Origin of the sequence: Roseateles hydrophilus (genome assembly GCF_026712245.1) — a bacterium.
Lineage (GTDB): Bacteria > Pseudomonadota > Gammaproteobacteria > Burkholderiales > Burkholderiaceae_C > Pelomonas > Pelomonas hydrophilus.
On the sequence record NZ_JAPPUY010000003.1, the window covers coordinates 26,340 to 40,048 of the forward strand.

13 protein-coding genes are annotated in these 13,709 nt (G+C 63.6%); 7 read left to right on the forward strand and 6 right to left on the reverse strand.

All coding sequences use genetic code 11. The annotated features are described in order from the left end of the window. Positions 1-13 precede the first annotated feature (13 nt). Together NYO99_RS11810 and imuA are read right to left on the reverse strand one after the other, a co-directional pair. Complete coding sequence (locus NYO99_RS11810; RefSeq protein ID WP_268167405.1) at positions 14-1,351, reverse strand: Y-family DNA polymerase; 1,338 nt, start codon at positions 1,349-1,351, stop codon at positions 14-16. Then, on the reverse strand, positions 1,266-2,171 hold the full coding sequence (gene imuA / locus NYO99_RS11815) for a translesion DNA synthesis-associated protein ImuA (RefSeq protein WP_268167406.1): 906 nt from the start codon (positions 2,169-2,171) through the stop codon (positions 1,266-1,268). The genes NYO99_RS11810 and imuA overlap by 86 nt, the downstream gene beginning before the upstream one ends. A gap of 596 nt (positions 2,172-2,767) precedes the next feature. Between imuA and NYO99_RS11820 the strand changes: the two genes are divergently transcribed. The 6 genes from NYO99_RS11820 (at position 2,768) to NYO99_RS11845 (ending at position 10,892) form a co-directional block, all read left to right on the forward strand. After that, positions 2,768-3,190: a hypothetical protein gene (locus NYO99_RS11820; protein WP_268167407.1), complete on the forward strand. Its 423-nt coding sequence runs from the start codon at positions 2,768-2,770 to the stop codon at positions 3,188-3,190. Between the two features lie 81 nt (positions 3,191-3,271). Next, a complete protein-coding gene (locus tag NYO99_RS11825) occupies positions 3,272-3,949 on the forward strand; it encodes a hypothetical protein (RefSeq protein ID WP_268167408.1) in 678 nt (225 codons plus the stop codon). An 824-nt stretch (positions 3,950-4,773) separates the two neighbouring features. After that, positions 4,774-7,866 (forward strand): tetratricopeptide repeat protein, encoded by a 3,093-nt coding sequence (locus NYO99_RS11830; RefSeq protein WP_268167409.1) that lies wholly within the window; start codon positions 4,774-4,776, stop codon positions 7,864-7,866. A 41-nt stretch (positions 7,867-7,907) separates the two neighbouring features. After that, complete coding sequence (locus NYO99_RS11835) at positions 7,908-9,437, forward strand: hypothetical protein (RefSeq protein ID WP_268167410.1); 1,530 nt, start codon at positions 7,908-7,910, stop codon at positions 9,435-9,437. 108 nt (positions 9,438-9,545) lie between these two features. Continuing rightward, positions 9,546-10,223, forward strand: a complete 678-nt coding sequence (locus tag NYO99_RS11840; RefSeq protein WP_268167411.1) for an HD domain-containing protein — start codon at positions 9,546-9,548, stop codon at positions 10,221-10,223. 477 nt (positions 10,224-10,700) lie between these two features. Further along, a complete protein-coding gene (locus tag NYO99_RS11845) occupies positions 10,701-10,892 on the forward strand; it encodes a hypothetical protein (RefSeq protein WP_268167412.1) in 192 nt (63 codons plus the stop codon). A gap of 270 nt (positions 10,893-11,162) precedes the next feature. Here NYO99_RS11845 and NYO99_RS11850 read toward each other — a convergent pair whose 3' ends face one another. The 3 genes from NYO99_RS11850 to NYO99_RS11860 all read right to left on the reverse strand — a co-directional run bounded on the left by NYO99_RS11850 (position 11,163) and on the right by NYO99_RS11860 (position 12,424). Next, on the reverse strand, positions 11,163-11,387 hold the full coding sequence (locus NYO99_RS11850; protein WP_268167413.1) for a hypothetical protein: 225 nt from the start codon (positions 11,385-11,387) through the stop codon (positions 11,163-11,165). Further along, positions 11,380-11,589 carry a hypothetical protein gene (locus NYO99_RS11855; RefSeq protein ID WP_268167414.1) on the reverse strand — a complete coding sequence of 70 codons (210 nt, stop codon included), beginning with the start codon at positions 11,587-11,589 and terminating at the stop codon, positions 11,380-11,382. Before NYO99_RS11855 ends, NYO99_RS11850 begins: the two co-directional genes overlap by 8 nt. A gap of 124 nt (positions 11,590-11,713) precedes the next feature. Beyond that, positions 11,714-12,424 carry an SOS response-associated peptidase gene (locus NYO99_RS11860; protein ID WP_268167415.1) on the reverse strand — a complete coding sequence of 237 codons (711 nt, stop codon included), beginning with the start codon at positions 12,422-12,424 and terminating at the stop codon, positions 11,714-11,716. Between the two features lie 162 nt (positions 12,425-12,586). Here NYO99_RS11860 and NYO99_RS11865 point away from each other — a divergent pair, with 162 nt between their 5' ends. Beyond that, on the forward strand, positions 12,587-13,018 hold the full coding sequence (locus tag NYO99_RS11865; protein WP_268167416.1) for a BLUF domain-containing protein: 432 nt from the start codon (positions 12,587-12,589) through the stop codon (positions 13,016-13,018). A gap of 116 nt (positions 13,019-13,134) precedes the next feature. Here NYO99_RS11865 and NYO99_RS11870 read toward each other — a convergent pair whose 3' ends face one another. Then, positions 13,135-13,491 (reverse strand): H-NS histone family protein, encoded by a 357-nt coding sequence (locus NYO99_RS11870; RefSeq protein ID WP_268167417.1) that lies wholly within the window; start codon positions 13,489-13,491, stop codon positions 13,135-13,137. Positions 13,492-13,709: the final 218 nt, after the last annotated feature.

Here is a 13,709-nt window from a genome sequence, read left to right on the forward strand (position 1 = left end):
CGACACCATGGGCTCAGGCGTAGACGCCATCGAGGAACCAGGCCAACTCGCCGCTGTCGAGTTGCTCGCAGAAGATCGACAACGTGCCAGCCGTCTCCGACACCGCCACCCAGTAGTCGCGCTGAACGCTGTTCGTCGTTCCCACACCGGGTACCCGGTCCCACCAGCCGCACTCCACCAACTCGGGCCCGACCAACAAGGTCAACGGGCCTTGGTAATGCGGGCATCCATCCCGCACGGCCAGTCGCAAGGGGGCCTCCTGCAGCATGGTCGGCGCAGGAAGCTCTGGCACAGGCTCTGGCTTGCGAGGCCTTCGCTTGGCCGCCGGCGACCAACGGGCAGCAAAGCCGGAGCGGTGGTCGTCACAGCGGTAGGGCGTCAGGACGCACTCGGCCCCAAACCGCGCAGCCAGGCGCTCAGCCAGCAGGATCAGTGATTCGCCGCTGCCCAGGCTCTGCGGCAGCAGCGACAGGGACTGCTCGGTCACGCGCTCGACGCCCACCGCCGCCAGTTGCAACTCACCCACCGGTGCGGGCAGTTGCACCTGCGCCAGGTGCTCCGCCAACAGCCGCGTGAAGTGCTCCAGATCGCGCATGGGCTCGGCTGACCGGATCGTCACCGCGCCCCCGTCGCCAGCGTCTTTGGCCCGCATGGCGTCGTGCACCCAGCGCAGCGTGTAGCCCTCGGCACCCGCGTGCTTGGCTGTGAGCCAGCCGCACATCTGCATCAGCATGGGTCGCGCATACGTGAGCAGCGCTGATGCGTTGTCTTCCCTGGCCGGCAACTCGTAGCGGATGTGAAAGGTCTCGGGGATGACCTCCCACTTGAAGGCCTCGGGCATGCGGCCATAGGCCTGGTCCAAGGCCAGGAGCAGCCGGTCACCCCAGCGTCGGCTGACGCCGTCGCGGGGGAGCCGGCGCAACTGCCCCAGCGTGGTCACCCCCATGCGGGCCAGCACCTCGGCGTGCTGGGCCGCCTCGGTGAGCTCGGTCAGCGGCAGTGCGTCCAGGACGGTCTGCAGGTCTTGCTCGCCGAGATCATGGACGCCGCATCTGGCCAGCACCAGCGCAGCCAGGGCATGAGGCGCCCACCCCATGCCGATGACACCCAGGTCCGGCGCTTCATCGCGGATGCGGGCCTTGAGTGCAGCCTCTCCCTTGAAGAGCTTCAGGCTTGCCTGGACCTCCGCCACGACCGCACAGCCTTCCAGCTTGGCCACCCGGGGCGTGAACTGCAGGCACCACAGCGCCAGGCCGTCCAGGGGATCAGGCGAGGCTGGCTGCTCGGGCGATGGCGTCTGCGGCGGTTCTGGCGGTGGCGTGGGCGAGATGACGAGGGCGACCCAGAGCACGTTGGGCCTCCATGAGGGCGATGAGCTGGCTGGGACGACGCATGCGCCGGGTGAGCACATGGTCCAAACCGCCGGGGATGGAAGGGAGCGTCAGCGGTGCCTCCAAAGGCGCACCGCGGCGCTTGAAGACTTCAACCCGCATCTGCCAGTCGACCAGCAGGGACGCGAACACGCGCAGAGGGGCTGGTGACGGGTCGTGCCGAGCGTGCACAGGTCGGATGATGAAGACAGGGCCTTCGCAGCCTTGGGCCAAGACCTGCAAGCGGCGGAGTTGCTCTGGCCTGGCCTGCGGCAGCCAGGTCAAGATGGCAGCTGCAGCGTTGGAGCGGATGGCCTGCTCGGTGGCCCACAGCCGCTGGGACGGCGGGTCGACCTTGACCCAAAGCAGGTTGTCTTCCTCGATACCCAGGTGGCGAAGACCGTCCGGGTTGGGGCGCTTGGGGTGGCCGATGACCACCACCGAGCGGCCGCCGCTGACCAGGGGGCGCAGGCTCGGCCCAACCAGTCGCCACTCCAGCAAGGAGGGCTGTGGCTGCAGGATCTCGATGAGGCAGCCCAAGGGCCAGCCGCCGTCCACCAGCGCCGCATCCAAGGCCGCAAAGCCGGTGGAGACGAAACCCGCGCGGCTGCCGCCCAACTGGTTGGCGCGCCACACGGTATCGAGCAACTGGGGTGGAACCTCGGGGGGCGCGCCATCAACCACGGGGGCGGGGTCCTGCACAGGCACGGCCCTAACCGTCTCAGCCGGGACAACCGGGGTGAGGGGCTTGGGTTCGGGGGCAGAGCTCAGGATGAGCTCCGTCTGGGTGGGCGCGAGCATGTGCGGCATATACTGTTTATTTATACAGTACACCATCCCAGCGCCTGCCGTCCACCCTTGCGTGCAGGCCGCCGATGCTTCCGTGGCCAGGCCGATGGGCGGGGCTCGGTGGGCTGGCGCCGGCAGATTCCGATGCTGCTGAGCGCTCAGTCCAGCGACTTGATCACCGGGTCCGCTGGTCTCGCACCCTCAGCACACTGGGTCAATTGCTTGGCGGGGGGCAGCCCTCAAGCGGGGACAAACTGACCGACAGCTGTAGGGCGCGAAGTTCCGAGACCTGTCAGGCCGCACCCGGCCAGCAGCCGTCGTACGGACCGCCGGATGGAACAGCCGACAGCCGACGTTCATTCACTGCAGGACTAGGGCCAACTTTCAGAGGTTGGGATGGTTGGTGCGACCTGACTCTGTATCACGAGACCAGCTTTGCAGCCCCTGCTTGCCATCATGAGCTTGTACCTGGGGCTTTCACGGTGGCTGGGCCCGCGAGGAAAGTTTCCCCACAAAGTTGACGCGATTTTTGCTCCTTGAGGCTGAAGATTTCACCGTCGTCGACTCATTCAGAACGGCGGCAACATCCTCAACCTTAGGAGTTCGCAATGAAAGTCGCTCACCAGCTAACGGGTCACGCCACGCCCGCTCTGGCAATCCTCGCCACCGCGCTGTTCACGCTGTCCCCTGCTCACGCTCAGCAGTACACCGGTGCGGGGAGTACGCTTCAACCGAGCGTGCAGTACCAGCAGATGCAGCGCGAGCAGGCTCGTCGGGCGCAGCAGTACTACTACGTGCAAGCCCCCCCCGCCCCCCAGCAGCGCCAAGCCGAACAGAGCAAGTTCATGTATCCGGATTCCTCGCTGCGCGCGATTGGCTTCCCGCCGGTTCCTGTTCAGATGTCGCCTCAGGCAATTGATCGGATCTCGGAGCGCATGCCTCGTTGCATGGCGGGAGCGGCATTCGGCTACGCACAAGGGGGCCGTCGTGGAGCCGCTGTGGGGTTCGTCCAGGGCTGCTCTGGCTGGTAGCTACTCAACAGGGCGCTAGTTCAGCTCCAAGTTGATCTAGCGTCCTCCCCCGATTTCTCACATCCAAGCAGGAGGTCTGCTATGAAGCGTCGTGCATTGATTTTTAGCGGTGCGGCTATGGTCTTGGCCCCGTTGCCTGCACTCGCGATCGCGCCTGCGGTCCTTGCGATCTACCTCAGTCTGATTTCAGCCGGAGGTCTCGTTCTCTCCGCAAAGGTCGCGGCCGATCGCAATGCGGAGTCCAACCGAGAAACAGCAAACATTCAGATGGCAATTGAGCGCATGCGTCAGGAATTTCAGTTCAGAATCCTTTCCTACCAAGTGGGTAGCCATGGCGTTCGCCAAGAAGCAGCATTCAATCGAGATGTTCCTGCTCGGCAAGGGTGGACAGACGATGTCGATGATCAAGGCACATACATGGGCCTCTCGAACGGTTTGATTGCGGCCGAGCGCGGCAAGTTCAGCGGCACGATATCCACTGCCGAAGTCTCCAAGTTCACTGAAAAGACTCGCCACGGTTTAATCATGCCCGTGCCGGTCGAGGACGGTTATCACGACTATTCCGCGCGTGATGCCGATCGAGTTGCCGCAATGCTTCGTCCTACCATGGGCGAGGATTCCCGAGTCATTGCAGGTCGACGCTACTCGGTGGCATCGAAGCCGACTACCGCCGGATGGGACCTCGAAACCGTGCTTTATGCCGACGGCAAGAATGATGTGAAGGCCGCGACCTTGATGCGGTCAAAGCTTTATGGCTGAAGCGCCGTGCTCACGGGGTCTGCAGTTCCTGGTCATCGCATTGGCCCTACAAGCTTGTGCGTCCTCTGGTGGCGGGCCGAATGCCCGATCACCAGAGACAAATCGCCCTGCCGTAGTTGCAGCAAGAGACATACCAAACAACTCGAACCTTAGCGCTATATCTTGTGGGATGCACCAGCCCAGTTCGGACGGACGAAGAGCCTTTTTTGGGATTGAGCTCGCCCCCGGAACCACAACTGTCTCAGGGTACTTTTACTGCGGCTCGGCTTCTCCGGCGAAAAGTGCTGGAGTTCAGATCGGAGACAGAATTGCGAAAGTGAAGGGGTGCAGCGTCAGAAGCGCGGAAGAGGTCGCACAACAGTTCAGTGAAGCCGCTCCGAGTACGCTTGTCTTCATTGAGGTCGAGCGGCTCGGAATGGCTGGGACGAAGTCGATTGCAGTACCGGTCTTGAGCCAAATTCCCAACAACTTGAATCGACCGGGAAGAGATCCGGCGAGCAATCGCTGTCAGCTGACATCACGATGATTTGTCTTTTGACAGAGCATAGGGAAGTTGCCGCGCATCCCCTGCCGTGCCGACTCCCGAAGTCCAACCTGCAACTTTCCCTACAGATCCGAGCGATGCTCCGGGTCGGCTGCGGCAACATCGCAGCCACGCCTAGCTGGTGTCTTGCATCAGGCAGCGGCAGTGGTGGTTGTACCGCATTTCAGTGATGGCGTGGACTTGAAAGTGCGGCGGTCATCAACATGCGCCTGGCTATGCTGAAAGAGAAAGGCTTCGTGTCATCCATCGTGATCGAGCAGCCATACAGGAAGAAGTTTTCATGGATAAGGTTTTGGAGGCGCGGGCTGAAGCGTTGTTCGAGGCAGGGCTGAGTGCCTATGAGGCTGGTCGGGTTCAGGAGGCTGTGGCGGATTGGAGCGCTGCCTTGGCTATGTTTGAGGAGTTGATTGGGAGGGGCGAGGCTCGGTTTGCATGCCAGCGCGCTGTCATGCTGAACCTCTTGGGTCTGGCCTCCAAAACTAGCGGTGCGCTGCAGCAGGCGGCGGGTTACGTCGATCAGGCTCTGACCGCCTATGACGAATTGATCAAGGCCGACCAGAGCCAATCCGCGTACGTTCGTGTCGGCATGCTGGTGCAATTGGGCCACTGGTTCTTCGGAAGGCGCGAGGTGCTGAAGGCCAAGAACTACTACGAGCAGGCCATGGTCGCAACTGAGGGAATGATCAAGGCCGGGCAGATCAAAGGTGCCATCGAGCGCATCTATGAGCTAGACGGTCTGGGTGGTCTCATACACGGCATTGACGAGCTACCGCGCATGAGGGCACGCTACGAGCAAGCCGTGGCCGCTTGTGATGAACTGATCCGGTCCGGCCAAATTCAGTTTGCGTCCGATCGAGCTGGGATGCTGATAGAACTGGGCCGTAATTTGTCCGCCAGCGGCGAGCTACCGAAGGCTGTGGAGCACTTTGAGCAGGCCCTGGCTGCCTATGACGAACTGATCCGGCCCGACCAAACCCGGTTCGCGGCCGAACGCGCTCACACGCTGCGCGATCTGGCCGAAACCTTGTTGAATAGCAGAGGCGGGCTGCCACAAGCGATGGACCGCTATAGGCAAGCCCTGACTGCCTATGAAGAATTGATCCGGTCCGGCCAGAGTCGGCTCGCGTCCGATTGCGCCGACATGCTGGCTCGACTGGGAGCAACCCTGTGCGCCATGCGGCAGTTCCACGCCGCGGCTGAAGCTCACGACTTGGCTTTGGAATTTGGTTGCCGGGCATTGCGGGCGGAGCATTGGCATCATTTGGTGAGTTGGGTCGAAACAGCGTCAATACGCTGGCGTTCGGTCTGGAGTAAGGCGGGGTCGACGCAAGGAACCAACATGCTGACGCAGTTGACGGATCTGGCGGCGCAGATGAAGCAGTTCCTGCGGGCCCCGGGTGTTGACGATGTATTTGGCTGGTACAGCCTAGGACCTCTAATGGAGTTGCTAACCTCCGCGGCGCCTGGTACTCCGCCGGCACAAGGTCTGGATGCCGGGGCGTTGGAGGCTTATGACAGCGTGCTTGCGACTGCGCTGAGCTGCGTGCATCGCGCGTCTCTCAATAGTTCCCCGGAGGCAGATCAAACGCGGCGGGCTAATCTGCAGCGTTACGTGGCCGAGCTTCAGCACCTATGTGCTGCACGCAGCGCGAACCTGTTGGCGGAATGGTTTCTTCGCAGCCAGGGCCTGCGTGCGCAGCGTGCCGCCATGGCCGGCAGCCGCGACCCGGAACTGCAGGAATTGGAACGACGCTATCAGGCACTTGACTCCCTGGGCCGCACGCTGCTGGGCACGAAGGGGCGTGATGACGACTCTCGCCTGGGTGGCAATGGTCATACAGATTCGGACAGCCGGCAGCATGTACAGGCGCCGAAGGAAACCATGCGCAAGGAGCGGCGTGCGTACGCGTATGCGCTAAACCAGGTCCGTCTGTTCCAAACTGAACTGCGCAAGCGCGGCAAACTACCGAACGAAACGCAGGCGCTTGAACTTGCCGAGTTGCGCCGCTGCTTGCGGCCAAGACAGGTCCTTTTGATGCTGGCGCCGGACCTTGCTAAGGAAGCTGCCAACGTCTGGGCCATCTCGCTGCTCCCACCTTCGGCCAATCCAGAGCCGGACGCCCAGGCGACGGCCCTGAAGATTCCCCTGCACTGTCAGGCACGCCTGCCCGACTTGCTCGCTCGCGTGAGTGCCTTGGCTGCACGAGGCGGGCGATCCGTCCGCGAAGGTCCGGCAGGCCGGGGCGATAGCACGGCGGTCCGGGCGACGAGCGCTGACCCGGAGGCCGCCGCGAACCTGGACCATGCGCTCAGGCAGGAGCTTGAGCAAGCCCTGCGCCCTGTCTGGCAGGCATTGCAGCAGCATGCGGTGGATGAAGTCGTGCTGGTGCCGACCGGCCTGCTTCACCAGGTGCCGTGGACGCGCTGGCTGGCGGATTGCGGAATCGCCATCCGGGTGCTTCCCAGCGTCGGCGCTTTTGTCCGCAGTTGCCAGGCACCTGCGCCCCAACTTGAGGTCGATGCTGCGTTGCGTGTGGCCGTGCTCGGCCATGATGCGACGGACCACAATGACCCGCGTAAGCACTTGCCCCTGGTCAATGCGGAAATCAGCCTCAGCCTGGCGCAATGGAATCAGGCAGCCACGGCGTCGGGGATCAGGTTGCAGAGCGATCGCGCCGAATGGCAGCCCGCCGATGCAGCCGCCTCGACCAGGCTGCTAGTGGGCATGGGTCACGGCGGCGCCGCCGAGGGCAACCCGGCGCATTCCGGTCTGGTGCTGGCCTATGACGAGGAAGCGACGCCCCGCCTCTTCACCGCCTACGATTTGCCCGCCATCCACCATGCTCATTGGCTGCTGCTGAGTTGCTGCGTCCTGGCCCGGACCGATGAAATCATGGGCGAGCCCATGGGCATGGCCGCCAATGCATTCGACTTCCAGTCGCGTTGCGTGATGGGCTCCTTGGTCACCGTCGGGGACCTGGATGCGAGCCTGGTGAGCCTGGCGCTGCAATGGGCGCTGGGTCGCCAGCGCGAGGCCTTGGCCCGCGGCTCGCCGATCGAAGTGTTCAATGCGACGCAGGCCGCGCTGTGCGCCGGCCGGTGGCCGGAGGGCTTCGGTGCCTGGCTGCAAGGGCATCTCCCCACGGCCCTGGCGCAGGCTCCCCGGCAAGCTAGGCAAGCGAATGGCGCTGGCGTGACCTTGGCGCGGAATCTGCGTGCGGCAGTTGCAAGCATGGGCTTGCCGGACCTGGGCTTCAAAAGTGATATGGACCCGCGGCACCCGGCCTTGTTGGCCTTCGCCGAAGTGCTTGCGCAGCGCCCGCCCGCCTCGGTGCAGGTGGCGGCGGCCTGGTTTGTTGGACTGGGTCTTTGAACGGAATTCTTCGGGAGCGCCCTATGCCGGGTTCAAGTGCGTTGGAAATCATCAAGGCTGGTCTGCGCGAGAGGCTTTGGCAGGAGCCGGACTCGGCGGCGACCAATGACTACTACTGGCGGCGTAAAACGCGTGCGGACGACGAAGGCGTGCATCGCTTCGTGGCGCCCGATGTTGCGGGGCCCCAGGGCCAGCGGTTGTGGGCGTGGTTGGCAGGCTTTGGCCAGGCGTGGAACTTGCCGCGTGGGCCGGAGAATGCGGAGCAGGCTCGGCGTGATTTCAACTGGCTCGGCAGTCCTGGCAGCCCTGTGGCGCAGACGTCCTACCACATGGCCTGCGCGCTTGAGCTTCTGGGCGTTTCTCTCGTTAGCAAAGAATCTATCGCTCGATTGCTGGAGATCGGCGCACCGAGTGATCCTGCAAAGGTGTTTCATGGGCCCGATCGTGAATGGATCAAGCGGGTCTGGAACGGCATCTACGCGCTCATGGAGCAGTGCCTTCTGGCCGTGGACGCGAAGGTCGAAGACCTGCCTGAAGCATGCTTCGCGCCACTTCGACGTGACGGCACTGATCGGACCGTGCAGGCATTCAAGCGTTGGGGCAAGGGCGGCTACGCTGACTGGCGCGAGTTCACGGCAGCCTTGGGCAAGGACGATGTGTGGTGCCTCAATCTGAAGAGCACACCGAACGCCTACTGGCACCCGATCATCCGGATCTGGGCCTGCCATCGCCCGTATCACACAGTTGCTGTGCCCTTTCAGCCTGTCTTGGCCGAAAGCTGGGTCGGCCGTTGTCGACGGCCCGAAGGCGAAGTTGGCTTCCCACAGAAAGACGCGCCCTGGGGCCGGCAGCCAAGCTTCGTGTCCCCCATCGCCCTTTTGATCGCGGCCATGGCGATGGACAAATACATTTCATCCGACAAGGCAAAGCTTCGGCGTCTGGAGGAATTCATGAAAAACCAGAATGCGTTGTTCGGCGTGGTGCGCATCGGTGACAACTGGGCTCCGGACGACGTCTTTGCGCGCATCAGCCAGTTGCGCCTGCTGGCGCAGGGCCGTGTGATGGGCGCTCCCTTGAATCCGGCAGGGCCGCAGGAGCGACCCGGTGCGCGCTTCTTGGCCAGCCCCGAGAAGCAGTCGAATCAATCGATGCTCGCTGGCGCACAGGGCGTCGTCCAGGCCGTTAGGCTCAGGCCGCCCACCTTCCATGGGAACGACCGCTCCACTTTGGCGGTCAGAATTCCATACGCGGCGCTGGGTACGGCGTTGGACGACGTCCTGGCGCAATGGGTGCTGGACGGCCCCGCTTGTTTCGTGGACGTTCTAGACGATGCGACCCTGGTGCACGAAGCCGTGTTCCTGGCGGAGGTGGAAGCTGTAGACCGCGCGGAACCTGCCGCCGACGCCATTGAACTGCTCCTGCGGCCTCGCCCACCGGCATGCAGCCGCTTGCTGCGGCATTGGGAAGGGACAATCCCCGACCATGCCCTGCAGTACGAATGCTGGCTTGTCAACGCCGCTGCAAATCCGCAAGTCATGCAGCCGATGCTGCTGCTGCGGGTCACGATGTAGCCAGGACGAGGGTTTTGGCCAGGCAGCGGGTTTCCCCACACGAGGCCAGACGACGCGCATCCCAATTCTCAAAATCTGCTGTGCCCTTTCACCCTCAGGAGCACAGCCATGAAAACCGACCAAACCCCGCGACGTCGGGTCGACTCGAACATCCTCCTTTACGCCGCCCAACTGATCAACACCTGCCTACGGCACGGCCACGATACCGACACGGTCCTCGCCGCTCTGCTGCTTGCCGCCGATGCCCATGCGGGTCAGACGCGCGAGTCCGACGGGCGTCCGTACGTCAGCCATTCGATCGTCGTGGCAACCCTGGTTGCTACGTGGGGTGCGTCTACTACTGCAGTGGTCGTGGGCTTGTTGCACGACGTCGTCGAGGACGCGCCCGGCTTCGAGCCCTGTATCGAGACCATGTTCGGCGAGAAGGTCGCCGCGATGGTCAGCGCGCTTTCCAAGAAGAGCAAGGAAGTCCTGGCGACGCGTCGTGAAAGGATTGAGGAGCAAAGGAGCCGCTTCGCGGTTGCGCTGGCCGTTCACGGCCAAGAATTGGCCTTAGTGAAGCTCGCGGATCGCCTTCACAACCTGTCGACCAGCGCCACTCTGGAGCCTGCCCGCCAGCAGCGGCTCCTCGATGAAAGCCGGGAGTACTACGCGCCGCTGGCGCTGCAACTCGGCATGTCGGAACTGGCCGGCTTGATGCTGCGTCCGGAGGCATGGAGCCAGGACGCTCCAGCCTTGGCCCGAGTCGGCGCCGCTCATGCTAGGCACCATTCAATGGCGAGTTGAAGTTTCCTTCTCACTCACCTCACCCCGCAGCCTGTTCTCTGGTCGCGGTAGGGGCGGGGAGTAATTCACCGTCCCTACCGCGACCCGCGAAGTCGCCCAGGGCGCATACGCACTCCTGAGCCAACCGACCGCACGAGGGAATGCGCACCGTTTTGCCGTGCCTACATCTAGTACATCAACGAGCAGGCCGCTCCCAAGTAGATCGGAAAGAGCCGGCGAACGAGGACGCCCGGACCGGACCTTCGTGGATACCTGCTTTGGGTCGATTGCTACCAGACGCGACTGGCTGCTTCCTTGCCAAGCGGCCGCGGCGGGTCCCCGCCGCTCCTCGCTGTTCCGGTCCCGCTGTTCAGGTCGGACCAGTTCGGCTGTTCATCTTGGATCGAGCTAGCGGCTAAAGTCGGGGTGAAGCACACAGCGCTGCTTTGCCTTCCCGGTATTGGCGCAGGCGAGGTGCTCTGGGGCGCTTGAGTGACCATGGAGGCCCACTTTGCCAACCCGGTCTTGGTGGTCACCTTCACCTTCGAATTGTGTGAAGTGAACCGGGTGCCGGAGCCGTTTTCGCCGGCGCTCATCGCGGTCGCTGGGCTGACCGCGGCATGGGGACGACGCGCCGCCCGGAGACCGGCCGAGGCTCAGCAGTTCGCGGCGGGGCAATCGAACCGCTAGTCGCTACTTGGCTGCAGGCTTGCCAGCCAATCGAGCCAGTCATGGTGGAGCGCTGCGGGCTCAACACCTTCGACAAGCAAACGAGCCTGTCGGCTCGACAACCACGACCAGAGTTCCTCGCGCCAAGGCTGAGGCACATCGCTCAGGACGACATACTGGGTCCCCAGCGAGGTGCTTCGAGTTGGGACCAGTTCAAGCGCATCGATGGATCGCATAAAAGAAAGCCCCGGACGAGCCGGGGCTGTAAATTGCCCTGGGAAGGGCTCCTGCTCAGGGAGGAAAAGCAGGGGGCCGAAGCCCAAGGGTACTGTAGCGAGGGTGTGTATCCCGCGTGGTGTGGAAAGCCGCAGCCAGACGAGGGGCAAAGTTGGGGCCGGCGGTGAGGGTCATGACCACGCCGCCCAGCGCGTCGAGCGCGTTGATCTGGTTGGTCGCAGGCTCGCGGGCCCAGCGGCTCACGGGCAACCGTTCATGGCAATAGCGCTGCTCAAGCATGCTGCACCTCCTGGGCGATCTGGCGCACGTCGAAGGCGGTGTCCACCCAGTCGCCCCAGCTGGATTCCTTCACCACGACGCTATCCAGGAATCGCTCAGCATCGCGACTGTCGGTAGCCACATGCGTCAGCGTGACGCGCCTGATGGTGTCTCGGAGCTGGATCACTGAGGCATGGGCGAGCGAGGCGAGTTGGGTGCGCATGGCTGTCTCCGGGCGATGGAGTCAGTCTCGGCGCCGGTGCTCGCGGGGGATATCGCCCTGAAGGGGGAATGAAGGGGGATGGGGGCGGGCGTATCCCCCTGTCTCCCCCTTTTGGGGGGGCGCGCTAGAAGAGCGGTGGCTCAGCGTCGAGGTTGCCGGCTTCCGGCAGCGGCCTCGGCTTGGCTTTGGCCCGCGGCGCCAGCGGCTTGGGCTCAGCCTCCAGCAGCTCGGCGGGGAACTGCTTCATGAAGCTGGGGGCGGCTTCGACGGAGCAATTCAGCCAGGCGTCGAAGTCTGCCGGGTGCAGGATGACAGGCATGCGCTTCTCGTCTTCCGGCCGGTGGAAGCGGCGGTACAGCGCATGGTCATCGGCGTTGACGGTGAGCATCGTGTACGTCGGCACGCGCTCGCCTGTCTTGGGGTCAATCCACATGCCCCACAGGCCAGCGACGCCCATCGGGCCGCTGACAGGGCGAATCGCCCAGCGAACTGCCTTGCCAGTCTCCCAGCAGGGCTCGTACAGCTCTTCGGCGGGGATGATGCACCAGCGCCGCTTGCGCCAGGCCTCGCGGAAGCTGGGTTTCTCCGCGGCCGTCTCCGAGCGGCAGTTGTAGGTCTTGCGCCCGAGCAGCATGTCCTTCGACCAGTGCGGCAGCAACCCGTACTGGCCGGCCATCGCCTCGCGCCCAGCTGCTTCTTTGTCGTCAGCGCGCACGATGAACGGAGCTCGGTAGCCAGGCCATGTTTCGACCGGCGTCTCATCGTCTGGACGTACGACCCCGAAGTGCGCCAGCAGGCGGTCCTCAAGGGTCACAGGCTTGTAGTTCGAGCACATAGCGTGGAGTTTGGCTGTTCCGTCTGCCGATTCAACCGCCCACCATCGCCCTCAGACGCAGCTCAACAGGCCAGGCTCAAACAACCTCACGGCTGCCAGCCTGACAACGAACCCCTAGCATCCCCAGCCCGAAAGACTTGGTGCTGTTCACAGGAGCCCCGCATGTTGATCCGCATGATCTACGCCAGCCGCAGCGCCGGTGTTCTGGGGCCAGCCGATGTCAAGGACATCGTGCGCAGCTCCGTTCGCAACAACGCACCGCTGGGAGTCACCGGCGCGCTGATTCTGTCCAACGGGATCTTCCTGCAGTGCCTGGAGGGCGACCACCTGGCCGTGAATGCGCTCTACCACCGCATCCTGCTCGACCCGCGCCATCGCGAGCCTGCCATCCTGGCGTTCAGCGAAGTGGACGCGCGCCTCTACGGAGCCTGGAACATGGGCTTGGTGCCCACGACCGATGCAAACCGTCGGGTGTTTCTCAAATACTCCCCTCAGGCTGAATTCGACCCGTACGGCATGCGGCCGCAGGCTCTAGAGGCGCTGTTTGCCGAGCTCGTCGCAGAAGCGCGCGTGATCACTGCCCTGGGAGCGTGACGCGGCGGCCGTCAACTAACAGCCGTAGCCATCTGTTGAGCTGTTGGCGCGGCATCGCTGGCCGCTGTCCTTTAGGAATGACGGTCCCGCAACTGCCGGGCAGGTCACTTGCTCAATCAGGACTCAACCCTGAACTCTTCACGCTGCCGTCCGGCGGCCACATACTGGGCCAGCCATCTCGCGGGCTGGCCTCGGCCGCTCCATGTATTGGCAGGGTTGGCGGGGTCGCGATAGAGGACACGCACGTTCGACGTCGATGCGTTGGTCGTACCCCGCTGCTTGGCCTCGGTGTAAGGAAGCAGGGCCTTGATGCCCTCTTCGACGCTGAATGCAGCGGCTTGCAACTTCTTGGCATAGCCATCCGCTAGAACTTTCAGCTCTTCATCGCGCTTACCGGCGATCTCCTGCTCCAGCTTGGCCCTCAGGGATACCAGCTCGGCATACGACATCTTGCCAACGTCAACGTCTGCCATCTTCTTCCAAGTTAGGCCGTCACATGACGGCGCCTGATCGTACGCTGGGCGGGGCAAGCGCTTTAGGCTGGCTGCTGACGGTCGGACTCCGCTAGCGAATGGCGGCGGTAGCGGTGGCGGTAAGCCGACTTTCACCCCTCAGCCGACCGTCCGACGGCTGCACTTCGAAACCGAACCTTCGTCCCCAACGTTGATGACGAGCGGCACGAAGTCGATCG